We start from the raw sequence: 22,099 nt of genomic DNA, 5'->3' as shown, positions 1-22,099 counted from the left end.
GCGCTACGGTGGAACACGAGAACCTCCGGGTTGGAGTGGGCCTTAGACAAGCCACATCCCACCCGGAGGTTCTCCCTTGTTCAACCAGACTCGCCGCTACCAACGTCCTGGCCGGGTACAGCTAGGGAACGGTCCGGACAGACGGCTGGGGGCCACCTCCGGCTGGTCGGGAGGCGGACTCCCGGCCATCCGGAGGTGACCCCCAGAAGGTGACCCCCAGACGGGGGGATGGGTCAGATGTTCGTCGAGGCCTGCTGGGCAGCGGCCATCGCCGTGGTGCCCTTCTTCGGCCCCGAGACGCGCTGGCTCCTGCGGAGGCGGCTCTCGGCGTACTTCGCGAGGCCGGACAGGATGAGGCACAGGCCCACGTAGAGCGCGCCGGCGACCATCGCAGCAGGGACGATCGGGGACCCGTACTGGGCCTGCGAGCCGAAGTACTTGGCCTGGAACAGGATCTCGTTGTACGTCACGATGAAGCCGAGCGCCGTGTCCTTGAGGGTCACCACGAGCTGGGAGATGATCACCGGAAGCATCGAGCGCACCGCTTGCGGGAGCAGGATGCTCTGCATGACCTGCGACTTGCGCATGCCGATGGCGAAGCCCGCCTCCCTCTGGCCCTTCGGGAGCGCCTCGATGCCCGCGCGGAACACCTCGGCGAGCACGGAGCCGTTGTAGAGGATGAGGGCCACGACAACGGCCGTGAACGGGGTGATCCCGCTGACCCCCAGCGGCGGGAGCCCGTAGTAGATCATCATCATGAGGATGAGGACCGGGATCGCGCGGAACAGCTCGGTGAACCAGTGGAACGGGGCTGAGACCGCCTTGTGGTCCGAGAGCCGGCCGATCGCGAGGACCATGCCGAGCACGAGGCTTCCGACCGCGGCCACGCCGAAGGCCGACAGCGTCGCGCCGGCGGCCTGCAGGAGGGTCTGCTGCACGAGGGGGAAGGTGAAGATCTTCCACTTCGCCTCCGTGAACTGCCCCGAGTCGACGAAGCGCAGGATCACGAAGGCGATGACGGCGAGGATCGCCAGGGTCGCGACGATGCCCAGGATGAGATGACGGCTGCGGGCCTTCCGCCCGGGGGCGTCATAGAGGACAGAGGTCATCGGGCAACCCTCCACTTGTTCTCGAAGTAGCGCTGGAGCTGCGCGAGGATCAGGACGAGGATCACGAAGAACAGGGCCACCCAGAGCAGGCCCTCCATGGCCGGGTAGCCACGCTCTGAGAGGTTGGCACGGATGGCGCCGGCCTCCGCCACCGAGAAGCCGGCGGCCACAGTCGTGTTCTTCAGCAGGGCGATCAGCACGCTGAACAGCGGAGGGAGCACCGAGCGGAACGCCTGCGGCAGGACCACGAGGGTCAGCGTCTGCGTGAACGGCAGCCCGATCGCCCGGGCGGCTTCGGCCTGCCCGACAGGCACGGTGTTGATGCCGGAGCGGAGCACCTCGGCCACGTAGCTCGCGGTGTAGAGGCTCAGGCCGATGGTCGCCGCGGTCATGAAGTCGATCTCGGGAAGCCCGAGCTTGGGGTACCCGAGGGCGAAGAAGAACAGGACGAGGGTCAGCGGCGTGTTGCGCACGACGTTGACGTACAGGGTTCCGAAGGCCCGCATGGCTGGGACGGGAGAGACGCGCATGGCGCCGATGATCGTCCCCAGGATGAGGGCGAAGATGCCGGACACGACGAACAGGATGATCGTGTTCTTGAATCCGGTGGTGAAGAGGTCGAGATTGTCGAGGAGGGTGCTCACAGCAGCCTTCGCTTTCTAGCCGGAACGGCGGTGGGCGGGGCCAGGGAGCCCCGCCCACCGAACGGTCAGTAGTTCTCGACGGCGGGCTGCTCGACCTTGGTGCCGGACTTGCCGAGGGTCGAGTCGTAGATCTTCTGCCACGTGTCCTTGCCATTGGTCAGCGTGTCGTTGAAGAACTTGCGCAGCGAGGTGTCGCCCTTCGGCAGGCCGATCCCGTACTTCTCCGTGGTGAACGGCTGGCCGACCACCTTGAGGGCGTCCGGCTCCTGGGCGGCGTAGCCGAGGAGGATGGCCTGGTCCGTCGTGACCGCGTCGACCTGGCCGTTCTTGAGCGCCTCGACGCACTGCGAGTAGGTCTCGAACTCGGTGGTCTTGGTCTGCGTGTAGTTGGCCTTGATGTTCTGGATCGGCGTCGAGCCCGTGGCCGAGCAGACGTTCTTGCCCGCAAGGTCCTTCTCGCTCTTGATCGCCGAGTTGTCCTTCTTCACGAGCAGGCCCTGACCGGTGACGAAGTACGGTCCGGCGAAGTCGACCTGCTGCTTGCGCTTGTCGGTGATCGAGTACGTGCCGACGTAGAAGTTGACGTCGCCGTTCTGGATGGCGGACTCGCGGTTCGCGGAGGGGATCGCCTTGTACTCGATCTTGTCCTTGCCATAGCCCAGGGACGCCGCCATCCAGTTCGCGATCTCGATGTCGAAGCCGCTGTACTCGCCGGTCGCGGCATCCTTGAAGCCGAGCCCGGGCTGGTCCTGCTTGACGCCGATGACGACCTTGCCCGCCGACTTGATCTTGTCGAAGGTCGGGCTGCCCGTGAGGGAGACGTTGTTCGCCACCGAGTAGGGGGCGGCGGACTCGGAGGAACCGCCGCCGGTTCCGCCCCCGCCGGAGCTGCCGCCACAGGCGGAGAGGGCCAGTGCGAGCGCCGCGGTGGCGGCGGTCAGCACGGCCTTTTTCTTGCCGAGAAGTGCCATTCGAGCATTCCTTTCTTCACGGGCCAGCCGGCCCAGGTGCGAGCGGAGGTGATGCAGGTGGGTGCTCAGTGGGTGAGCAGCTTGGAGAGGAAGTCCTTCGCGCGGCCGCTCTGGGGGTTCGTGAAGAACTCCTCGGGAGCGGCCTGCTCCACGATCTGGCCGTCGGCCATGAACACGACCCGGTCCGCGGCCTTGCGCGCGAACCCCATCTCGTGGGTCACGACGATCATCGTCATGCCCTCCTTGGCGAGCTGGACCATCACGTCGAGGACCTCGTTGATCATCTCGGGGTCGAGGGCGGAGGTCGGCTCATCGAAGAGCATGACCTTCGGCTTCATGGCCAGCGCCCGGGCGATCGCCACGCGCTGCTGCTGGCCGCCGGAGAGCTGCGCCGGCAGCTTGGGTGCCTGCTGGGCGACGCCGACGCGCTCGAGCAGCGCCATCGCGTCCCTCTCAGCCGTCGCCTTGTCCACGCCCTTGACCTTGATGGGCCCGAGGGTGACGTTCTCGAGGATCGTCTTGTGCGCGAAGAGGTTGAAGGACTGGAACACCATTCCGACGTCGGCGCGCAGGCGCGCCAGTTCCTTTCCCTCCTCGGGAAGCCTCTTCCCGTCGATGTGGATCTCGCCGCCCTCGATCGTCTCGAGCCGGTTGATCGCGCGGCAGAGCGTGGACTTGCCGGAACCGGAAGGACCGATCACGACGACGACCTCGCCCTTGCTGACTTCCAGGTTGATGTCCTTGAGGACGTGGAGCTGGCCGTAATGCTTGTTCACGCCCTTGACAGAGACGAGCGCAGTCGCCGTTGTGTCGGTAGTCATAGGGAAAATGTAACGGAGATTATCGGATCCCACTCCGAGCCGGGCACGGCGGCGCCCCAATCGTGATTGAAGCGAGACTAGCCTTGAGGCATGAGCACTGAATCCGAGCCGTCAGACGAAGCCGAAGCGCCGAGGCCCGGCGGCCACGTCCCGTGGCGGCGCAAGGGGCCGATCGAACTTCGCCGCCGGCAGACGCAGCAGGGCACTGCGGACCAGCATCTTCTCGACACCCACGGGGCCGGCAGGTTCGTCCACACCGACCCCTGGCGCGTGATGCGGATTCAGAGCGAGTTCGTGGAAGGGTTCGGTGCGCTCGCCGAACTCGGCCCCGCCGTCAGCGTCTTCGGCTCGGCGCGCACCGTCCCCGGGAGCCCCTACTACGACACGGGGGTGGAGATCGGCCGGCTGCTCGCCTCGCGGGGGGTGGCCGTGATCACGGGCGGAGGACCCGGTTCGATGGAGGCCGCCAACCGGGGCGCCGTCGAGGGCTCGGGCACCTCGGTCGGCCTGGGCATCGAGCTGCCGTTCGAGACAGGCCTCAACCCGTGGGTCGATCTCGGCATCAACTTCAGGTACTTCTTCGCGCGCAAGACGATGTTCGTCAAGTACGCCCATGGGTTCGTCGTGCTTCCCGGGGGCCTCGGCACGCTCGACGAGCTCTTCGAGGCGATGGTCCTCGTCCAGACCGGCAAGGTCACGTCGTTCCCCATCGTGCTCGTGGGCAGCCGGTTCTGGGGCCCGCTCCTGGACTGGCTCCGCCAGACGCTGGTGTCCGAGGGCATGATCTCCGAGCGGGACATGGACCTCGTCGGAGTCGCGGACACCCCGGAGGAGGCTGTGAAGCTCGTGCTCGCCGGCTTCGAGGAGGACGAGCGGCGCGGGGGCATGTTCGGCAGCGCCGAGGAGGAGTGGGCTGACGCCGACGAGACCGGGTGGTACGGCAGGCCGGAGCAGCCGGGGACGGCGGACGGCGAGTGAGCTTCTTCCTCGTCTTCCTCGCCATCGTCCTGGCAGCGGGCCTCGCCTGGTTCGCCGTCGGCGTCGCGAGGGGCAGGCGGTCAGCGGACGCGGCGGTGCTGGAGGGACTGGAGGAGCCCGACACGTCGCTGGCCCCCGTCCTGCTTCCCGAACATCCCCGCCCCGAGGATGTCGACCGTGTCCGCTTCTCCCTGGCCTTCCGCGGCTACCGCATGGACCAGGTCGACGAGGTCCTCGAGCGTCTGCGGGACAGGATCAGCGTCCAGGCGGCGCTCATCGAGGCCCTCACGAATCAGGTGAACGCGTCCCGAGAGCCGCGTGACTGAGCAGGACCCGACCCCGGCGCCGTATCGGGTGCACGCGGCGCTCGGGGGAGCAGTGCGCGCAGCGGCCTCACGATTCGTAACCGGCCCCTGGTGGCTCCAGGTCCTCGCCGTGTACGCGGCGTCGCGCGTGGTCGGCTTCCTGGTCTTCTCCGCGGCCGCGCTGCAGCAGGGGGTGAATCCCTGGTTCCCACCGCAGCCGGACTACTGGCGCTTCGTGCAGATCTGGGACTCCGAGTGGTACGGACGGATCATCCAGAACGGGTACCCAGCCGAGCTGCCCCGATCGGCGACCGGCACCGTCCAGGAGAATGCCTGGGCGTTCTACCCCGTCTTCCCGCTGCTCGTGAAGGGGCTCTCCGCCGCGAGCGGGCTGCCGTGGCAGGCCGTTGCCCAGCCCGTCGCCGTCGCGGCGGGCTTTGCCGCGGCACTCATCGTCTACCGGCTCTTCCGGCACCGCGCCGAACACCGCACCGCACTCTGGGGCGTGGCCTTCGTGGCCTTCTTCCCGGTCTCCGCAATCCTCCAGGTCCCCTACGCCGAATCGCTCGGCCTCGCCCTCCTGGCCTGGGCGCTCCTGTGGGTCGTGGAGCGCCGCTACCTCGCCGCGATGCCGGTCGTGGCTGCGATGTGCCTGACGCGCCCCGTCGGCGTCCCCTTCGCGCTCATGGTCGCGGGCCTGTTCGCCGTGCGCTGGTGGAACCGGCGCGCCGAGGGCACGACGGCGGGCGAGCTCGCCCGGGTGGCGGGGCTCGCCGTCGTCAGCGGGGCTTCTGCGCTTGCGTGGCCGGCCATCGCCTGGGCGGGCACCGGCGAACCGACCGCCTACACCCAGACCGAGACGGTCTGGCGGGGAGGCCCGCTCGAGCTGTTCGTGCCGTGGTTCGACACCGGCGTCTTCCTCTTCGGCCCGGTGCTCGGCCTGATCGCGCCCCTCGTCCTCGTCGCGATGGCCGCGCTGTGCCTCACGAGCACGCCCGTGCGGCGGCTGGGGGTCGAGATGCAGCTGTGGTCCGGGGCGTACATCCTGTACCTCCTCGCTGTCCTGCACCCCCAGACGAGCACGTTCCGGATGATGCTGCCGCTGTTCCCGCTGGCCCTCGCGGCGGCGGGGCTCTCGCGGTCCGCCGCGTACCGCTGGGTGACCGTGGTCTTCTTCGTGCTCCTGGAGATCGTATGGGTGGTGTGGCTGTGGGTCTGGTCACAGTTGCCCGGGGGCGGGGACTGGCCGCCCTGACGCGGACGCCTCGGCCATCCCAGGATCGGCACGCCCGTACCGGTGGGTCCTACCCCGGGGTACGCCGGCTGGTAATGTTGTCAGCAGCACACAGTGCACACGATCAACTGGAGGGATGAGCGCATGGCAGCCATGAAACCGCGTACCGGAGACGGTCCGATGGAGGTTACCAAGGAGGGCCGTAGCCTCATCATGCGCGTGCCACTCGAGGGCGGCGGACGCCTGGTCGTGGAGCTCAACGCGGACGAGGCTGCCGAGCTCAAGGAGTGCCTCGTCGGAGTGACCGAGTAGTCGCCCATCAGCCTTCCAGCGAGGGCCGGTCCCCTGCGGGGCCGGCCCTCGCTGTGTCAGCGGCGGACCGCCAGGAGGAGGCCGTCGCCCGAGGGCACGATCGAGACCGTGACGCGCTCGTCCGTCCTCAGCGCGCGGAGCAGGCCGCGGAGCCTGACGGTGATGGGCTCGCGGTGGGCGGGGTTGGACACCCGGTCCCGGTCGAGCGCGTCGTTCACGACCAGCAGGCCGCCTGTCCTCAGGAGCCGGATGCCGTGCTCGGCGTACGAGACCGTCGCGGGCTTGTCGGCGTCCACGAACACCAGGTCGTACGCGCCGTCGGTCAGGCGCGGAAGGACTTCGCCCGCGCGACCGGGGATCATCCGCACGCGGTTGGCGGGCACGCCCGCCTCCCTGAAGGCCTGGCGTGCGGCCTTGAGGTGCTCCGCGTCGCGCTCGATGGTCGTCAGCACGGCCTCGCGGGGCAGCCCACGCAGGATGCTGACGCCCGACACCCCCGCTCCGGTGCCGATCTCCACGGCGGCGTGCGCCTTCGACGTCGCCGCGAGCACCGCCAGGACCGAGGCGACGCCGGGGCTGACTGGCGAGATGCCGAGCTCGAACGACCTGTCCCGTGCCCGTGCCACCACGGCGTCCTCGACCGGGAAGCCCTCGGCGTAGGACCAGCTGGAGGACTTGTCGGAGCTCATGGCCACGCTTTCTCGATCGGGGAGCCCTCCCAGCCTATCGCCCGGCCGGCGGGCGGAAATTCTTCGCTGGCGGCGGAACGGACAGGCAACTCTCAGGCAAAGCTGGCACACTGGTGGTCCGAGCGGCCCGGCCCGCGGGACCACCGCAGCACGCCAGGGCCGCACTGAAGTGAGCGAAGGCAGGTGCGTGGACGTGTCAGCTGGATCGGCTTCGGCCACCCAGTCCCCGACCGACTACCCGTCCGAGACGACCGATGCGCAGGGGTGGGTTCCTCCCACGTGGGAAGAGGTCGTCACCCAGCACTCCGCCAAGGTGTACCGCCTCGCCTACCGCCTGACGGGGAACCAGCACGACGCCGAGGACCTCACCCAGGAGGTCTTCGTCCGCGTCTTCCGCTCGCTCGAGAACTTCAAGCCCGGCACGCTCGACGGCTGGCTGCACCGCATCACGACCAACCTGTTCCTCGACCAGGCGCGTCGCAAGGGCAGGATCCGCTTCGACGCGCTCGCCGACGACGCCGAGTCCCGGCTCCCTGGGCGCGAGCCCGGCCCGGAGCGCAGCTTCGAGATGAACAACCTCGACCTCGACGTGCAGGCAGCCCTCGAGGAGCTTCCGCCGGACTTCCGCGCCGCGGTCGTGCTGTGCGACCTCGAGGGCCTGGCCTACGACGAGGTGGCGGACGCGCTCGGTGTCAAGCTCGGCACGGTCCGAAGCCGCATCCACCGGGGCCGCACGCTCCTGAGGGAGAAGCTTGCCCACCGCGATCCCCGGCGGGGCGCCGCGAAGAAGCGTCTGGGCCTCCCGCGCGTGGCCCGCGGCCTCCGCTGAGGAAGACCGGCATGCCATCTCCGCGGTGGAGCCGCCTCCTGTCGGGCAGCCATCCTGATTCCTCCGGGCATGTCGGGTCCTGTCCGGACTGCCGGGGACGCCTCGAAACCGAGCGCCGCTACCTCGCCGCGCTGCGGGAGTCCGAGATCCCCCGTGCCAGCAGCACGCTGCAGGAGCGCCTCCTGGAGCAGACCAGGCACCTCGCGGCCCAAGCGGACTCGGCTGAGGACTCGGGCCCGAGCCGTCGTGGGCGCGCCGCCGCCCGCACGGGGCTGTCCGTCCTCCTCGGAGCTGCGGCTGCCACCGGGGCCCTCGCCGTCACTGCCTACACCGTCGCCGGGGAGGCACCGGGACCCGCCCCAGGGGAGAGCACGTCCGCTGCCTTCGTCCGCACCGCGAAGGGCTCCCCGACGGCACTGCCCCCGGGGCCAGCGTCGAACGCGCCCGGCGAGAGGGAAGCCGCCGCGGCCCCGGACGGGGCCCGGACCGAGGACCCGATCGAGCGGATCGGGCGGGGCCTCCGCATGGTGTTCGGAGCGTCCTGGAGGCCGTGATCGGCGCCGCCACCATCGAATCGCCCGCGCGATCGGGCAGAAGGTAGTCTTGCTCGCGTGTTCGGAATCAATGGCCCTGAATTCCTCGTTCTGCTGATCATCGGCATCCTCGTGATCGGCCCGAAGAGGCTTCCCGAATACACCCAGAAGCTCGCGAACATCGTCAGGGAACTGCGCCGCATGGCCGCCGGGGCGAAGGACCAGCTCAAGGAGGAGACCGGCGTCGACCTCAACGAGGTGGACTGGCGCAAGTACGATCCGCGCCAGTACGACCCTCGCAAGATCATCCGCGACGCCCTCCTCGAGGACGCGGCCCCCGCTCCTGCAGCGTCCGCGGCGCCGGCGGTCGCTGCCGCCGTCCCGCCCGCCCCGGCGCGGACGATCGAACGGCTTCCGGCAGGCGAGGCGGCACCGTTCGACACCGAGGCGACCTGAGCAGGTTCACCCCACAGGCGTGACGCCCAGGCTGCGCCCCGCGAGCCCGCGGGGCTGAGTCGCGAGCCGATCCGCGACTGCCTTGAGTGCGACGGCGGCCGGCGACGAAGGGCTCGACAGCACGATCGGGGTTCCCGCATCCCCGCCCTCCCGGAGCGCGACGTCGAGGGGCACCGTGCCCAGCAGCTCGACGGGCACGCCCAGCGACGCTGAGAGCCGGTCGGCGACGCGCTGGCCCCCGCCGGTCCCGAAAACCTCCATGACCGTGCCGTCGGGAAGCGTGAGCCCGGACATGTTCTCGATCACGCCCGCGACCGTCTGCCCTGTCTGGGCGGAGACCGTGCCCGCCCGCTCGGCCACGTCGGCGGCCGCCGCCTGGGGAGTGGTGACCACGAGCAGCTGCGCGGAGGGGAGGAGTTGGGAGACGGAGATCGCGACGTCGCCCGTCCCCGGGGGGAGATCCAGGAAGAGCACGTCCAGGTCCCCGAAGTACACGTCGGCGAGGAACTGCTCGAGCGCGCGGTGGAGCATGGGGCCGCGCCACGCGACAGGCTGGTTGCCCGCGACGAACATCCCGATCGAGATGACCTTCACTCCGTGGGCGACGGGCGGGAGGATCATCTCGTCGACCCGGGTCGGCGTCCCCGTGGCTCCGATCAGGGCGGGCACGGAGAACCCGTGGACGTCAGCGTCTACGATGCCGACCCTCAGGCCGCGCGAGGCGAGCTCGCACGCGAGGTTCACGGTGACGGAGGACTTGCCCACGCCGCCCTTGCCGCTCGCGACGGCATAGACCTTCGTGAGCGAGTCCGGCCTGCTGAACGGGATGCCGCGCTCCGGGCGAAGCCGCTCCCGGAGCTCCTGCCGCTGCTGCGGGGACATGACATCGAGCTCGACGGCGACGGCGTCTACGCCCGGAACCCGTGCCAGGGCCGCGCGCACGTCCGCGTCGATCGTGCTGCGGAGCGGGCAGCCGGCGATGGTGAGCAGGACGCGCACGGTGACCAGCCCGGCGTCGGCCGTGACGTCGGCGAGCATCCCGAGCTCGTCGATGGGGCGGCGCAGCTCGGGGTCGAGCACGCCGTGGAGCGCCGCGCGGACGGCGCGGAGGTCGACTCCGGTCACTCCTGGCCTCCCTCGGCGCCGGGGCCCGGGGGAGCGGCCGGGGCGGTCGTGGGGATGGCCTGGGTGCGCGGGGCCCGGGTCTTCTTGTCCTTGCGCCGCTTCGGCGGGCTGGGCTCCACGGCACTGCCCTGGTCCGCGAGCTCCTCGAGGATGGTGCGCAGCTCGGCCCGCACGAAGTCGCGGGTTGCGACCTCGCGGAGGGCGAGCCGGAGCGACGCGAGCTCGCGGGTGAGGTACTCGGTGTCCGCGAGGCTGCGCTCGTTGCGGGACCGGTCCTGCTCGATCTGGACCCGGTCGCGGTCGTCCTGCCGGTTCTGGGCGAGCAGGATGAGGGGCGCGGCGTAGGAGGCCTGCAGCGAGAGCAGGAGCGTCAGGAGGGTGTAGTTGAGGGCCCTGGGGTCGAACTGGAGGTCCTCGGGGCCCCAGGTGTTCCACGCGATCCACACGATGCAGAACACCGTCATGTAGAAGAGGAACTGGGGGGTTCCCATATAGCGGGCGAACCGCTCGGCGAAGCGGCCGAACGCGTCCGGGTCGGGGTTGAACCGGGGAATGAGCCTCCCGCGCTGCTCGAGCGGCGTGTCGAGACCGGGCAGCCTACGGGGCTCAGCCAAAGCGTCCTCCAAGCTTCTTCAGGGGCTCGCCGTCCTCGTGCACGCGCCAGTCGTCCGGCAGGAGGTGGTCGAGGAGGTCGTCAACAGTCACCGCCCCCACCAGGCGGCCGTCGGCGTTGACCACGGCGATAGCGTTCAGGTTGTACTGGGCCATGATGCGCGCGACGTCGCTGATCGAATCCAGGTCGGAGACAGGATCCAGGCCCTTGTCGACGATCGAGCCCAGCTGCTCCGGGGGCGCCGAGCGCAGGAGCTGCTGGATGTGCACCGTCCCAAGGTAGCGGCCGGTGGGGGTCTCGAGCGGCGGGCGGCAGATGAAGATCGATGACGCCAGGGCCGGGCTCAGCTCCTCCCGGCGGACGTGTGCCAGTGCCTCCGCGACGCTCGCCTCAGGCGGCAGGACGACAGGGACCGGGGTCATGACCGAGCCCGCGGTGCCCTCGGCGTACTGCAGGAGGCGGCGCACGTCCTCGGCGTCCTCGGGCTCCATGAGGGCGAGGAGCTCCTCGGCCTTCTCCGCCGGCAGATCGGCGAGGAGGTCGGCGGCGTCGTCCGGGTCCATCTCCTCGAGGACGTCCGCGGCCCGCTCGATGTCGAGCGCGGAGAGGATCTCGACCTGGTCGTCCTCGGGCAGCTCCTGGAGGACGTCGGCGAGGCGCTCGTCCTGCAGCTCGGAGACCACCTCGAAGCGGCGCTGGTCGCTCATCTCCTGCATCGCGTCCGCGAAGTCGGCAGGCCTGAGGTCCTCGTGGGTGGCGAGGAAGTTCGCCGCGCCGCGCATCTGGCCGGCGGCATGCCGGGTGTCCTCCCAGTCCACCAGCTGCGTCGCCCCGCGCCGCAGGCTGCGGAAGCCGCGGCCTGCCGCCTCCGTCCGCACGAAGAGCTTGCTCACGAACCAGTCGCCGTTGCGCTGCTGGTCCATCGCGACGTCCTCCACGGTGGCCTCGGTGCCGTCCTCGACGAGCACCACGTGGCGGTCGAACATGTCCCCGAGCACGAGCTGCTCCGCGCCCCGCTGCTCGAAGCGCCGAAGGTTGATCAGTCCCGTCGTGATGATCTGTGCCTGGTCCATGCTGGTCACGCGCGTCATCGGGACGAACACACGCCGCTTGCCGGGAACCTCGACGACGATGCCGACCGCCTGCGGCGGCCGCGTCCCTCGGGGGATCACGACGACGTCGCGGAGTCGACCCACGCGGTCGCCGGCGGGGTCGAAGACGTCGAGGCCGAGCAGCCTGGCGACGAAGACACGGGTGGGGGTCCAACTCACGGGTCTAGGCTACTCCAGCGCAAACTCCCCGCTCACTCTGAGCTGAAACCCGAGTCCGTGGCGGCAACGCGGGTAAGAATAGGGATATGTCCAACATGTTCGGTTCCGCCAAGCCCCTCGACGAGGCCCGGGCCCTGCCCCAGGGCGAGACCGTCGGCTCCTACGTCTCGTACCTCGATGCGCAGAAGGCCGTGGACTACCTCGCAGACCAGCAGTTCCCGGTCGAGCTCGTCGCCATCGTCGGCAACGACCTCAAGCTCGTCGAACGGGTGACCGGCCGGCTCAGCTACCCCCGCGTGGCGCTCAACGGGGCCCTCTCCGGCATGTGGTTCGGCCTCTTCGTCGGCGTGCTGCTCTCCTTCTTCACCCCGAACGGGAGCTACTTCTCGATCATCACGTCCGTCCTCATGGGCGCGGCGTTCTTCATGCTGTTCGGCATCGTGACCTATGCGATGCAGCGCGGGAAGCGGGACTTCACGTCCACCAGCCAGGTTGTCGCGAGCAACTACGACGTGGTGGTCGGCCGCGACGTCGCCCACGACGCCCGCCGCCTGCTCGCCCAGCTGCCCATGGGCTCCGGCACCGTCCACCAGGGCTGGAACCAGAACTGGAACCAGCCGGGGCAGGACGGGTGGAACCAGTCCGGCCAGCAGGGCTGGAACCAGCCCGGCCAGACGTGGCAGCCGCCGCACGAGCAGGAGCCCAAGCGCCCCTCCGGCTGGACCGACCCGTACGGCGTGAACGCCGGCGAGGAGCAGCACCCGCAGGGGCAGCCCGGGTACCCGCAGTCCGCACCGCAGGCCCCGCAGGAGCCCCAGCAGCCCCACTCGTCGCGCTATCCGGACCTCCCCGATGGCCGGCCGCAGTACGGGGTGCGCGTCGAGCCCGAGCACCCGGCAGACGAGCGGGACCACCCCGCCGAGGAGCGGCCCCGTCCCGCCGAGGACTCGGACACCGAGCGCCCGCAGGAGAAGCCCGAGGGCGGCTCCCACCAGGCCTAGCGGTGGATAACGCGGTCAGCTGAGGCGGGCCATCCAGGCCTCGACGTCCTGCGGTGTGCGGGGGAGTGCGGCGCTGAGGTTCACCGGGCCCTCGGCCGTCATGAGGATGTCGTCCTCGATGCGCACGCCGATCCCGCGGTACTCCTCGGGGATCGCGAGGTCTTCGGCCTTGAAGTACAGGCCGGGCTCGATGGTGAAGACCATGCCGGGGGCCAGCTCGCCGTCGAGGTAGAGCTCCCGGCGGGCCTGGGCGCAGTCGTGCACGTCGAGGCCGAGGTGGTGGCTCGTGCCGTGGGGCATCCAGCGGCGGTGCTGCTGGCCGGCATCGGAGAGCGCCTCTGCGGCGGAGACCGGCAGGATGCCCCATTCCTCGAGGCGCGCGGCGAGGACTTCCATCGCGGCGGCGTGGACCTCGCGGAACTTCACCCCGGGCCGCGCGGCGGCGAAGGCGGTGTCGGCGGCGTCCAGGACGGCCTGGTAGACCCGGCGCTGGACCTCGCTGAAGCGGCCGTTCACCGGCAGGGTCCGGGTCACGTCTGCCGTGTAGAGGGACTCAGCCTCGACGCCGGCGTCGACGAGAAGCAGCTCGCCCTCCCGGACCGGGCCGTTGTTGCGGATCCAGTGCAGGACGGTCGCGTTGTTCCCCGAGGCGGCGATCGTGTCGTAGCCGAGGTCGTTGCCCTCCTCGCGGGCCTTGGCGAAGAAGGCTGTCTCCACCACGCGCTCGCCCCGGCGGTGTGCGAGCGCCCGCGGGAGGGCCCGGACGATCTCCTCGAAGCCCGCCGCCGTGGCCGCCACGGCCTCGCGCAGCTGACCGGCCTCCCACTCGTCCTTGAGCAGGCGGAGCTCCGAGAGGGCCTCGGCCAGCTGGTCGTCGAGGGCGTCGTAGACGCTCAGGTCCAAGGACTCGGGGTCCTGGGCGGTGTTGTAGCGGGCAGTGTCGACGAGGGCGTCGAGGTTCTCGTCCACCTTGCGGACCAGGCGGACCGAGATTCCGCCGATCTCCGGCGCGCCTACGCCCTTGGTGACGGCCGCTTCGAGGCCGTCGAGGTCGGCGGTGTGGATTCCGAGCCGTGCCTCGAGCTCGGCCAGGGTCGGCCGTGCCCCGACCCAGAACTCTCCGGTGCGGGCGTCGGCGTAGAACTGCTCGGTGTCGCGGCCGGCGAGCGGACGGAAGTAGAGCGTCGCGGCGTGGTGGCCGCCGTCGTCGCCCGTCCCCTCGTCCACGGGTTCGAGGATGAGGACGGCGTCGGGCTCGTGGTCGACGCCGAGGCCGGTGAGGTGTGCGAAGGCCGAGTGCGGCCGGAAGCGGTAGTCGGTGTCGTTGGAGCGGACCTTGGGCGGCCCGGCGGGCAGCACGAGGCGTTCCCCCGGGAAGCGGTCCGAGATCGCCCGGCGACGGCGGGCGGCGTAGTCCGCCACGGCATCGCGGGGAGGCAGCGAGCCGTCGGCCGGGGCCCACTGCGACGCCATGAACGCCTTGAAGGCCTCCGACGTGGGCCGCTGGGAGCGGTTGTTCACGCGCTCGGTGAGCGGCTGCTCGGAGGTGTGCTGCTGCTCGCTCGTGGGCAAGCCGGTGCCGGGTGCGGGATCTGAAACACTCACTGGGCCATTCTTCCACCGGGTTCCGCGATGTCCAGCGGCACGGTCAGGCGACAGCACCGCCGCCGCACGCGGCGCGGGCTATGGTGGGGGCGTGAGGATCGATCTGCACGCCCACTCGACCGTCTCGGACGGCACGGAGACACCGCGTGAACTGGTCGCTGCCGCAGCGACGGCGAGCATCGACGTGCTCGCGATCACCGACCATGACTCCACAGCCGGGTGGGCCGAGGCATCGGCGGCTGCGCGGGAGCTGGGCATCGAACTCGTGCCCGGCATGGAGGTCTCGTGCCGGACCCCCGAGGGCATCAGCGTGCATGTCCTCTCCTACCTCCAGGACCCCACGCATGCGGGCCTGCTCGAGGAGATCACCAAGGCCAAGGACGCCAGGCTGTCCAGGGCGGAGCACATGGTCTCCCTCCTCGCCGAGGACTACCCGCTCTCGTGGGACGACGTCACCCAGCACGTCGCACCGGGCGCCACCGTGGGCCGGCCGCACATCGCGGACGCCCTCGTCGCTGCGGGCCTCGTCGGCGACCGCACAGAGGCGTTTGCCACGATCCTGTCCTCGCGCTCGCGGTACTTCGTGCAGCACTACGCGCCCGAGCCGGCCTTCGCCGTCGAGCTCATCCGCGCCGCAGGCGGCGTCCCGGTGTTCGCGCACCCCGTCGCGTCCGCCAGGGGGCGGACGGTGGGCGAAGAGGTCTACCGGGACATGATCGACGCCGGACTCGCGGGGCTCGAGGTGTACCACCGCGACAATCCCGAGGCCCGGCGGCCGTTTCTCCTGGACCTCGCGGCGAAGCATGGGCTCCTCGTCACCGGCTCGTCCGACTACCACGGGACCGGCAAGCCCAACCGGCTCGGGGAGAACACGACGACCCCCGAAGCGCTCGCCGAGATCGAGCGGCAGGGGCGCGGCGCCGCGGTCGTGCGCTGAGGCGAGTATGGCCGCAGGGCTGCGACCGGGTCTATCATTCTCGTTGCTTGGGGAAACTTCCGATGGTCTCGGACGACTCTTCAGGACGAAACCATGATGCGACGACTCCTTGCGGTGGCAGGTACGACCGCTGCTCTGCTCCTTGCCGGATCAGCGGCGTACGCCGACGACTGCGTCAACGTCTCCCGTGCGCCTGCCCCCTGTGGCACGGACTGCACGCAAGGCCCCGTCATTGAGGGCAACTGGGTGTGGCTCCCGAGCGTCGACCCAAGCGCACCCGCGGCATGGGGGTTTGCCACCCCCGGTTCAGGGATCTCCCAAGGGTTCGGGTTCCCCGGAGGCAGCGGCAACTACCTCAACGATCGTGGCGGCTTCTCGTGGCTCCTCGAAAACGGCGTCTGCGCCAACGGCAATACCGCGCGGCAGACGTCGCACGGAATCCAGTCCGGCTGCGGACAGTGACGAACGTCAGACCCTGACGACCCGCGCGGACGGGAGGCGGCTGGCCATGATCTCCACGGCCTGCGGGTTCTCGTCCACGCACACGAACCGCCGCCCGAGCCGCTGGGCGACTGCCCCCAGCGTTCCCGAGCCGGCGAAGAAGTCCAGGACCCAGTCGCCCGGGCGGCTCGATGCAGCGACCATGCGCCGCACGAGCCCCTCGGGCTTCTGCGTCGGGTAGCCGGTCTTCTCCCGTCCGGTGGGGGAGACGATCGTGTGCCACCACACGTCGGTGGGAAGCTTGCCGAGCTCGCGCTTCTCGGGGGTCACGAGGCCGGGTGCCATGTACGGCTCGCGGTCCACCTCGGCCGAGTCGAAGTGGTACGCGGAGGGGTCCTTGACGTACACGAGGATGTTGTCGTGCTTCGTGGGCCAGCGGCGCTTGGTCCGGGCGCCGTAGTCGTACGCCCAGATGATCTCGTTCAGGAAGCAGTCGCGCCCGAAGATCGCATCCAGCATGACCTTCGCGTAGTGCACCTCGCGGTAGTCGAGGTGCAGGTAGAGCGTTCCGTCGTCGGCGAGGACGCGCCACGCCTCCATGAGCCGCGGCTCGAGGAACGACCAGTAGTCCCTGAACGCGTCGTCGTACCGGTGCAGGGCACCCTTGACGGTCTCGTACCGCTGGCCGGAGAAGCCCGTCCGGTCGCCGTCCGCGCTGCGGACCATGGAAAGCTCCTGGCGCTTCTGCACCCGCCCCGTGTTGAACGGCGGGTCGATGTACACCATCGTGAAGGCGCCGCCGGGCAGGTCCGGGAGCACGCTTGCGTTGTCACCGTGGACGACGAGGTCCGGGCCCTCGGGACTGAAGAGCCCCGAGGGCATGCTGGCGGCCGCGAGGCCGGCGGCCTCCGCGGGACGCTCTGCGGCCACCGCGCCTTACTCGGACTCGGTACGGGAGACGACCTCGCCGTCGATGCGGCGCGTCCGCGAACGACGGCGCCGGGCCGCCGCGACTCCGCGGTCCACCACAGTGCCGTCCCCGGCATCGGAGAGGCGGACAGCGGCGGCACTCGAGGTCCGCCGGGGTGCCTTCTGCTCGCCCGGCGCCTCAGACGGGGCCTGCTTCGAGCCGGCGGCCTCGGTGCCCTCGGGCGCGCCCTCCTCCCCGGCGACCCGGCGGCGACGGCGGCGACGGCCCTCGCCGTTCGTCTCACTTCGCGCCTGGCGGTCAGCGCGCCCGTGGCCGTGGCCGGCCTTCCCCGCGCCCTCGGCGGGCTCCTCGGCAGAGCCGGCGGCAGCGGCGGCGTCGTGCGCCTCGCCTTCAGCGGCCTTGGGCCGACGGCGGCGTTCGCGGGACTCTGCGCCCGTCTTGCCCTCGCGGTGGCCGCGCTTCTTCTTCCCGGGCTCGCCGAGGTCCTCGAGGACCTCGGCGTCGACGCCCTCGAGGACCCGCTTGTTGCGGGGGAGGCGTCCCTTGGTGCCGGCCGGGATGTCGAGGTCCGTGTACAGGTGGGGCGACGACGAGTACGTCTCGACGGGCTCCGGCACATCGAGCCCGAGCGCCTTGTTGATGAGGGTCCAGCGCGGGACGTCCTCCCAGTCGACGAACGTCACGGCGGTGCCCTTGTGGCCCGCGCGGCCCGTGCGGCCCACGCGGTGCAGGTAGGCCTTCTCGTCCTCGGGGCACTGGAAGTTGATCACGTGCGTGACGTCTTCGACATCGATGCCGCGCGCCGCGACGTCGGTCGCGACGAGGACGTCCACCTTGCCGTTGCGGAACGCCCTCAGGGCCTGCTCGCGGGCGCCCTGGCCGAGGTCGCCGTGGAGCGCCGCGGCGGCGAAGCCGCGGTCGACGAGTTCCTCCGAGAGCTTCGCGGCGGTGCGCTTGGTCTTTGTGAAGATGATCGTGCGGCCCCGGCCCTCGGACTGGAGGATGCGCGCCACGACCTCGTCCTTGTCGAGCTGGTGGGCGCGGTAGATCACCTGGCGGATGTCCTTCTTGGTGATCGAGTCGTCGTTGGGGTCGCTCGCCCGGATGTGGGTCGGCTGCGTCATGTAGCGGCGGGCCATGGCCACGACCGGGCCGGGCATCGTCGCCGAGAACAGGAGCGTCTGGCGGACCGGGGGGACCGCGGCCATGAGCGTCTCGACGTCGGGGAGGAAGCCGAGGTCGAGCATCTCGTCGGCCTCGTCGAGCACGATCATCCGGACGTTCTTGAGGTTCAGGTGACGCTGGCGGTGCAGGTCGATGAGCCGGCCGGGGGTGCCCACGACCACCTCAACACCGCGCTGGAGCGACTCGATCTGCGGCTCGTAGGCGCGGCCGCCGTAGATGACCTCGACGCGCAGGGTGGTGCGCTTGCCCGCGGTCTGCAGGTCCTTGCCGACCTGGATCGCGAGCTCGCGCGTCGGCACCACGACGAGGGCCTGCGGCGCGCCGGGAACCGCGAGCCGGGCGTAGTCCGGGTGCTCGGCGGGAATCGTGCGCTGCAGGGCGGGGATGCCGAAGCCGAGGGTCTTGCCCGTGCCCGTCTTGGCCTGGCCGATGATGTCGTGGCCGCCGAGGGCGACGCCGAGCGTCATCGACTGGATGGGGAACGGGTGGAGGATGCCCGCGTCCGCGAGGGACTGGGCGATCTCCGGCGCCACGCCGTAGTCGGAGAACGTCTTCTGGCTCTCCTTGCGCACGGGGGCGTCGTTGGTGATGGTCTCCTCGGTCTCGAGGACCTCCGTGCCCGAATCGTCGGTCAGGAGTTCGTGCGTGTGAACTTCGTTCAAGGGGTAGGGTCCCTCTCCATCGGGGCCCGAGCGGGTCTGGCTCGACGGACGCAGCACAGCCTGACGCTGTCGGCGTCCGGAGCAGGAACGCGCCGGCCATCCAGCGGAAGCCGATCGCGGGCTATCAGGGTGCCGGCGTGCCGGCCGGCAAAATGAAAGAGGATCGCGGCGGTACGATCGGGCATCCAATAACTGTCCAAGGATACCGCGAGCCCGTGGATTCCCGGGAATCGTGGCCCGCGACACACCCTCATGCCTTCTCGAACAGGACCTTCCGCCGCCGCACGTCGGCCTCGACGAGGCGGACGCGGATGGTCGTGCCGGACTCCATCTCGCCCTCGCAGCGCGCCGTGACCGGGGGCTCCGACAGCTGGACCGTCCCGAACGGCTTCGACTCCGCCGCGCCGTTCGCGTGCCTGCCGTTCTGGGAGCTCGCGATGCGGTCCAGTGGCTGCGCCGGGCGCCCGTCGCCGCCGTTGCCGCCGCCTTCTGCAGCCGGCTTCGACCCGGACACGACCACGGCGTCGAACTCGTGCCCGATCCGGTTCGTCAGGAGCGCCGCCTCGACGATGTCGATCGCGGCCCGGTCCACGCGCGCCGCGAGCTGGTCCGAGGACGCCATGAGGCCCGGCAGCTCGGGCAGGGCCGCGCGCACCCAGTCGGGGACCTCGCCGTCGTTCGCGATCGCCTCGCACAGCACGAGCACGAACCGGTCCACGAGCCGCCTCAGGGGTGCGGTGGTGTGGGCGTACGGCGCCCCGATCGCCGCCTGCACGCGCTCGGAGGGCAGCTCGCCGTCGAACGGGGTGTAGGCGGCGCCGCGGAACAGCGCCGCGGCCGCGTGCAGGATCGCGAGCTGGCGGGGATCCGTCGCGTCGAGCGAGCGCAGGTACTCGCCGTACGCCTGGCCCTCGTCCCAAGGCCGGCCGAGCGCCTGCGTCTGCCTGCGGAAGTGCCGAAGGGAGCGCTCGTCCGGTGCGGGCATGGTGCGCAGGATCCCCACGCCCGCGTCCAGCATGAGCTGGGCGGCAGCCATGCCGGTCATGAGCGAGATCTGGGCGTTCCAGTCCTCCACCGGCCGCGGCGCGGTCGCGGCGATCCGGTACCCGCCGTCCTCGGTCGGGACGATCTCCTGGTCGGGGATGTTCAGGCTGGCGCCTCCCCGCGCGCGTTCGAGCTCGATCCGCTTCACGCCGACCTCGCGCAGGAGCAGCAGGGGCTCGACGGCGGTGCCGGCGTCGATCTCCTCCTGCACCTGGGCATAGGAGAGCTTCGCGCGGCTGCGGACCCGCGCACGGGCGAGGCCGACCCGTGTCACCGCCCCGTCGGCGCCGAGCGAGAAGTCCCATACGAAGGCTCCGCGCACGGCGTCCTCGAGGAGGCTCCCGGCGTCGTCGGAGATCCCGTGCGGGTGGAGGGGAACCTTCGCGTCCGGTGCGTAGACGGTCTGGCCCCGTCGGCGGGTCTCGGCGTCGAGCTCCCCGTGGGGCCGCACGAAGGCCGGGACGTCCGCGATCGCGTAGCGGACCCGGTACCCGGCACCGTCCCTCTCGATGTGGAGGGCCTGGTCGAGGTCGGTCGAGCTCGGCGGGTCGATCGTCACGAACTCCACCCCAGTGGCGTCGGCCTCCGGCAGCCTCAGGTCCGCGATGGCCGCTTCCGCCTCCCGCAGCGCCGGGGCCGGGTACTCGGAGGCGAGCTGGAACTCCTCGCGGAGCGCGGCGAAGGCCTCGGCGAGGGCGGCGCCGCCAGCCTCCGCCCGGGGCCCCTCGGGGCGGCCTGCCTTCGGGGTGACGTGAGAGTGGCCCATGACGGCCAGCCTAGCCCCGACTAGGCGCCGTGGCCCCCGAAGCGCCGGGGATGGGCGGGAAAGACGCCGAGGATCCGCAGCTCGGTCGAGAAGAACGTGAGCTCCTTGAGGGCGCGTGCGAGGGGCGGCTCGTCGGGGTGGCCCTCGACGTCGACCATGAACATCGTCGCGGCGAACTTCCCCTCGACCATGTAGCTCTCGAGCCGGGTCATGTTGACGCCGTTCGTCGCGAACCCGCCGAGGGCCTTGTACAGCGCCGCGGGGATGTTGCGCACCCGGAAGACGAAGCTCGTCACGAAGGGGCCGCCTCCGGCCTGGGTGTACTCGCGCGGCGGGGCCAGGACCACGAACCGTGTCGTGTTGTGCTGGTGGTCCTCGATGTCGCTGGCCAGCACGGTCAGCCCGTAGCGCTCGGCGGCCAGCGGCGGTGCGATCGAGAGCTTCGCGGGATCGGCCCATTCGGCGACCTCCCGCGCCGATCCGGCCGTGTCGCCCGCGACGACGGGCTTCAGCCCGTGCTCGCGGATGAACCCGCGGCACTGCGCGAGCGCATGCACGTGGCTGTGCACCTCGAGAGCGCCCTCGAGCGTCGCTCCCGGGATGCCCATGAGGCTGAACCGGATGCGCAGGAAGTGCTCGCCGATGATCTGGAGGCTCGTGTCCGGAAGGAGCAGGTGGATATCCGCGACGCGGCCCGCCACCGTGTTGTCGATCGGGATCATCGCCAGATCGGCCTCGCCCGAGGTCACGGCGGCGAACGCATCCTCGAAGGTCGCGCAGGCGAGCGTCCCGGCCTCGGGGAACGCCTCGATCGCCGCCATGTGCGAGTTGGCGCCGGGCTCGCCCTGGTACGCGACCGTCGTCATGCGCGGGTGGACGACAGCGCCGGAAGCTGCGCGCGGAGGCGGGCGGCGGCGTCGGCCGGATCGTCGGCGTCGGTGATCGCGCGCACGACGACGACCCGGCTCGCCCCGGCCTCGACCACCTGGGCCACGTTCGAGTGGTCGATGCCCCCGATCGCGAACCACGGAAGGGGGGAGAGCCCGGCGTCGAGCGCCTCACGGGCACGGCGCGCGGCGTGCTCGACGAGTTCGAGCCCGACCGCGGCGCGGCCCGGCTTGGTCGGGGTGGCCCAGAGCGGCCCGGTGCAGAAGTAGTCGAGGCGGGCGCCCGGGGCCTGGGCGCCAGCGAGGGCCGCGTCCACGAGGGCCGGGGAGTTGGTCGACAGGCCCACGAGCGGCACGTCGCCGACCACGCGGCGCAGGGCCGGCACCGGCAGGTCCTTCTGGCCCACATGGAACACCGGCGCGCCCGAGAGGAGCGCGATGTCGGCGCGGTCGTTGACCGCCCACAGCTTCCCGTGGCGCTCGGCCGCCGACCGGAGCACGCCGAGGAGCTCGAGCTCCTCGGCTGCCTCGATCTGCTTGTCGCGCAGCTGGATGATGTCCACGCCGCCGGAGAAGGCCGAGTCGAGGAAGGACTCGAAGTCGCCGCGGTCCCTGCGGGCATCGGTGCAGACATAGAGCTGGGCGTCAAGAGCGGGCATGGAACTAGACTAGTCGGCAGTACTGCGGGAGCCCGTGACTGTGACGCCCCGGCAGACGGCCCTACCGGGCCGCGCCGGACGCCACGACGCC

The 22,099-nt window shown here is 70.7% G+C and carries 24 protein-coding genes; 10 read left to right on the top strand and 14 right to left on the bottom strand.

Annotated elements, in window-relative coordinates; genetic code table 11:
* Window positions 1–233: 233 nt before the first annotated feature.
* From ACQ5BE_RS04680 to ACQ5BE_RS04665, 4 genes are all read right to left on the bottom strand, one after another.
* A complete protein-coding gene (locus tag ACQ5BE_RS04680) occupies window positions 234–1,109 on the bottom strand; it encodes an amino acid ABC transporter permease (RefSeq protein WP_430295722.1) in 876 nt (291 codons plus the stop codon).
* Window positions 1,106–1,753, bottom strand: coding sequence for an amino acid ABC transporter permease (locus tag ACQ5BE_RS04675; protein ID WP_208709522.1), 648 nt, complete (start codon window positions 1,751–1,753; stop codon window positions 1,106–1,108). Before ACQ5BE_RS04675 ends, ACQ5BE_RS04680 begins: the two co-directional genes overlap by 4 nt.
* Before the next feature lie 65 nt (window positions 1,754–1,818).
* Window positions 1,819–2,724, bottom strand: a complete 906-nt coding sequence (locus tag ACQ5BE_RS04670) for a glutamate ABC transporter substrate-binding protein (protein ID WP_430295720.1) — start codon at window positions 2,722–2,724, stop codon at window positions 1,819–1,821.
* 65 nt (window positions 2,725–2,789) lie between these two features.
* Complete coding sequence (locus tag ACQ5BE_RS04665) at window positions 2,790–3,545, bottom strand: amino acid ABC transporter ATP-binding protein (RefSeq protein ID WP_430295718.1); 756 nt, start codon at window positions 3,543–3,545, stop codon at window positions 2,790–2,792.
* Between the two features lie 90 nt (window positions 3,546–3,635).
* Here ACQ5BE_RS04665 and ACQ5BE_RS04660 point away from each other — a divergent pair, with 90 nt between their 5' ends.
* From ACQ5BE_RS04660 to ACQ5BE_RS04645, 4 genes are all read left to right on the top strand, one after another.
* Window positions 3,636–4,523, top strand: a complete 888-nt coding sequence (locus ACQ5BE_RS04660) for a TIGR00730 family Rossman fold protein (protein ID WP_430295716.1) — start codon at window positions 3,636–3,638, stop codon at window positions 4,521–4,523.
* Window positions 4,520–4,849: a DivIVA domain-containing protein gene (locus ACQ5BE_RS04655; protein WP_430295714.1), complete on the top strand. Its 330-nt coding sequence runs from the start codon at window positions 4,520–4,522 to the stop codon at window positions 4,847–4,849. The genes ACQ5BE_RS04660 and ACQ5BE_RS04655 overlap by 4 nt, the downstream gene beginning before the upstream one ends.
* A complete protein-coding gene (locus tag ACQ5BE_RS04650) occupies window positions 4,842–6,083 on the top strand; it encodes a hypothetical protein (protein WP_430295712.1) in 1,242 nt (413 codons plus the stop codon). The genes ACQ5BE_RS04655 and ACQ5BE_RS04650 overlap by 8 nt, the downstream gene beginning before the upstream one ends.
* Before the next feature lie 123 nt (window positions 6,084–6,206).
* Complete coding sequence (locus tag ACQ5BE_RS04645; protein WP_208709512.1) at window positions 6,207–6,374, top strand: DUF3117 domain-containing protein; 168 nt, start codon at window positions 6,207–6,209, stop codon at window positions 6,372–6,374.
* A 56-nt stretch (window positions 6,375–6,430) separates the two neighbouring features.
* On the opposite strand, the gene ACQ5BE_RS04640 is transcribed toward ACQ5BE_RS04645, so the two are convergent.
* Entirely contained in the window at window positions 6,431–7,063 is a 633-nt protein-coding gene (locus ACQ5BE_RS04640) for an O-methyltransferase (RefSeq protein ID WP_430295710.1), read from the bottom strand.
* A 193-nt stretch (window positions 7,064–7,256) separates the two neighbouring features.
* On the opposite strand from ACQ5BE_RS04640, the gene sigE reads away from it, so the two are divergent.
* From sigE to ACQ5BE_RS04625, 3 genes are read left to right on the top strand one after another with little or no spacing between them, the layout of a single operon-like run.
* A complete protein-coding gene (sigE, locus tag ACQ5BE_RS04635) occupies window positions 7,257–7,892 on the top strand; it encodes an RNA polymerase sigma factor SigE (RefSeq protein WP_430295773.1) in 636 nt (211 codons plus the stop codon).
* Between the two features lie 11 nt (window positions 7,893–7,903).
* Window positions 7,904–8,446 (top strand): hypothetical protein, encoded by a 543-nt coding sequence (locus ACQ5BE_RS04630; RefSeq protein WP_430295708.1) that lies wholly within the window; start codon window positions 7,904–7,906, stop codon window positions 8,444–8,446.
* Window positions 8,447–8,503: 57 nt separating this feature from the next.
* The gene (locus ACQ5BE_RS04625; RefSeq protein WP_430295706.1) at window positions 8,504–8,881 is read left to right on the top strand and encodes a twin-arginine translocase TatA/TatE family subunit; all 378 of its coding nucleotides are present in this window, start codon (window positions 8,504–8,506) and stop codon (window positions 8,879–8,881) included.
* 6 nt (window positions 8,882–8,887) lie between these two features.
* On the opposite strand, the gene ACQ5BE_RS04620 is transcribed toward ACQ5BE_RS04625, so the two are convergent.
* The 3 genes from ACQ5BE_RS04620 to ACQ5BE_RS04610 are packed head-to-tail and all read right to left on the bottom strand — an operon-like array spanning window position 8,888 to window position 11,890.
* Window positions 8,888–10,006 carry an Mrp/NBP35 family ATP-binding protein gene (locus ACQ5BE_RS04620; protein WP_430295704.1) on the bottom strand — a complete coding sequence of 373 codons (1,119 nt, stop codon included), beginning with the start codon at window positions 10,004–10,006 and terminating at the stop codon, window positions 8,888–8,890.
* Window positions 10,003–10,632 carry a DUF1003 domain-containing protein gene (locus tag ACQ5BE_RS04615; RefSeq protein WP_430295702.1) on the bottom strand — a complete coding sequence of 210 codons (630 nt, stop codon included), beginning with the start codon at window positions 10,630–10,632 and terminating at the stop codon, window positions 10,003–10,005. Before ACQ5BE_RS04615 ends, ACQ5BE_RS04620 begins: the two co-directional genes overlap by 4 nt.
* On the bottom strand, window positions 10,613–11,890 hold the full coding sequence (locus ACQ5BE_RS04610; RefSeq protein ID WP_430295701.1) for a magnesium transporter MgtE N-terminal domain-containing protein: 1,278 nt from the start codon (window positions 11,888–11,890) through the stop codon (window positions 10,613–10,615). The genes ACQ5BE_RS04615 and ACQ5BE_RS04610 overlap by 20 nt, the downstream gene beginning before the upstream one ends.
* A gap of 86 nt (window positions 11,891–11,976) precedes the next feature.
* Here ACQ5BE_RS04610 and ACQ5BE_RS04605 point away from each other — a divergent pair, with 86 nt between their 5' ends.
* Complete coding sequence (locus ACQ5BE_RS04605) at window positions 11,977–12,891, top strand: general stress protein (RefSeq protein WP_430295700.1); 915 nt, start codon at window positions 11,977–11,979, stop codon at window positions 12,889–12,891.
* Window positions 12,892–12,906: 15 nt separating this feature from the next.
* Here the strand turns inward: ACQ5BE_RS04605 and ACQ5BE_RS04600 are convergent, their stop codons facing one another.
* Window positions 12,907–14,463 carry an aminopeptidase P family protein gene (locus tag ACQ5BE_RS04600; RefSeq protein WP_430295772.1) on the bottom strand — a complete coding sequence of 519 codons (1,557 nt, stop codon included), beginning with the start codon at window positions 14,461–14,463 and terminating at the stop codon, window positions 12,907–12,909.
* A gap of 124 nt (window positions 14,464–14,587) precedes the next feature.
* Here ACQ5BE_RS04600 and ACQ5BE_RS04595 point away from each other — a divergent pair, with 124 nt between their 5' ends.
* Window positions 14,588–15,433: a PHP domain-containing protein gene (locus ACQ5BE_RS04595; protein ID WP_430295698.1), complete on the top strand. Its 846-nt coding sequence runs from the start codon at window positions 14,588–14,590 to the stop codon at window positions 15,431–15,433.
* A gap of 93 nt (window positions 15,434–15,526) precedes the next feature.
* Window positions 15,527–15,895, top strand: coding sequence for a hypothetical protein (locus ACQ5BE_RS04590; protein ID WP_430295696.1), 369 nt, complete (start codon window positions 15,527–15,529; stop codon window positions 15,893–15,895).
* 6 nt (window positions 15,896–15,901) lie between these two features.
* Here ACQ5BE_RS04590 and ACQ5BE_RS04585 read toward each other — a convergent pair whose 3' ends face one another.
* The 5 genes from ACQ5BE_RS04585 to thiE form a co-directional block, all read right to left on the bottom strand.
* A complete protein-coding gene (locus ACQ5BE_RS04585; RefSeq protein ID WP_430295771.1) occupies window positions 15,902–16,756 on the bottom strand; it encodes a DNA-methyltransferase in 855 nt (284 codons plus the stop codon).
* 54 nt (window positions 16,757–16,810) lie between these two features.
* Entirely contained in the window at window positions 16,811–18,652 is a 1,842-nt protein-coding gene (locus ACQ5BE_RS04580) for a DEAD/DEAH box helicase (protein WP_430295694.1), read from the bottom strand.
* 250 nt (window positions 18,653–18,902) lie between these two features.
* Window positions 18,903–20,462, bottom strand: coding sequence for an RNB domain-containing ribonuclease (locus ACQ5BE_RS04575; protein ID WP_430295692.1), 1,560 nt, complete (start codon window positions 20,460–20,462; stop codon window positions 18,903–18,905).
* A 20-nt stretch (window positions 20,463–20,482) separates the two neighbouring features.
* Window positions 20,483–21,328 (bottom strand): prephenate dehydratase, encoded by an 846-nt coding sequence (locus ACQ5BE_RS04570; RefSeq protein ID WP_430295691.1) that lies wholly within the window; start codon window positions 21,326–21,328, stop codon window positions 20,483–20,485.
* Window positions 21,325–22,008: a thiamine phosphate synthase gene (gene thiE / locus ACQ5BE_RS04565; protein WP_430295689.1), complete on the bottom strand. Its 684-nt coding sequence runs from the start codon at window positions 22,006–22,008 to the stop codon at window positions 21,325–21,327. The genes ACQ5BE_RS04570 and thiE overlap by 4 nt, the downstream gene beginning before the upstream one ends.
* Window positions 22,009–22,099: the final 91 nt, after the last annotated feature.

It is taken from the genome of Sinomonas sp. B1-1, from assembly GCF_050474465.1.
Taxonomy (GTDB): domain Bacteria; phylum Actinomycetota; class Actinomycetes; order Actinomycetales; family Micrococcaceae; genus Sinomonas; species Sinomonas flava.
This window is presented reverse-complemented; position numbering and strand designations above follow the sequence as displayed.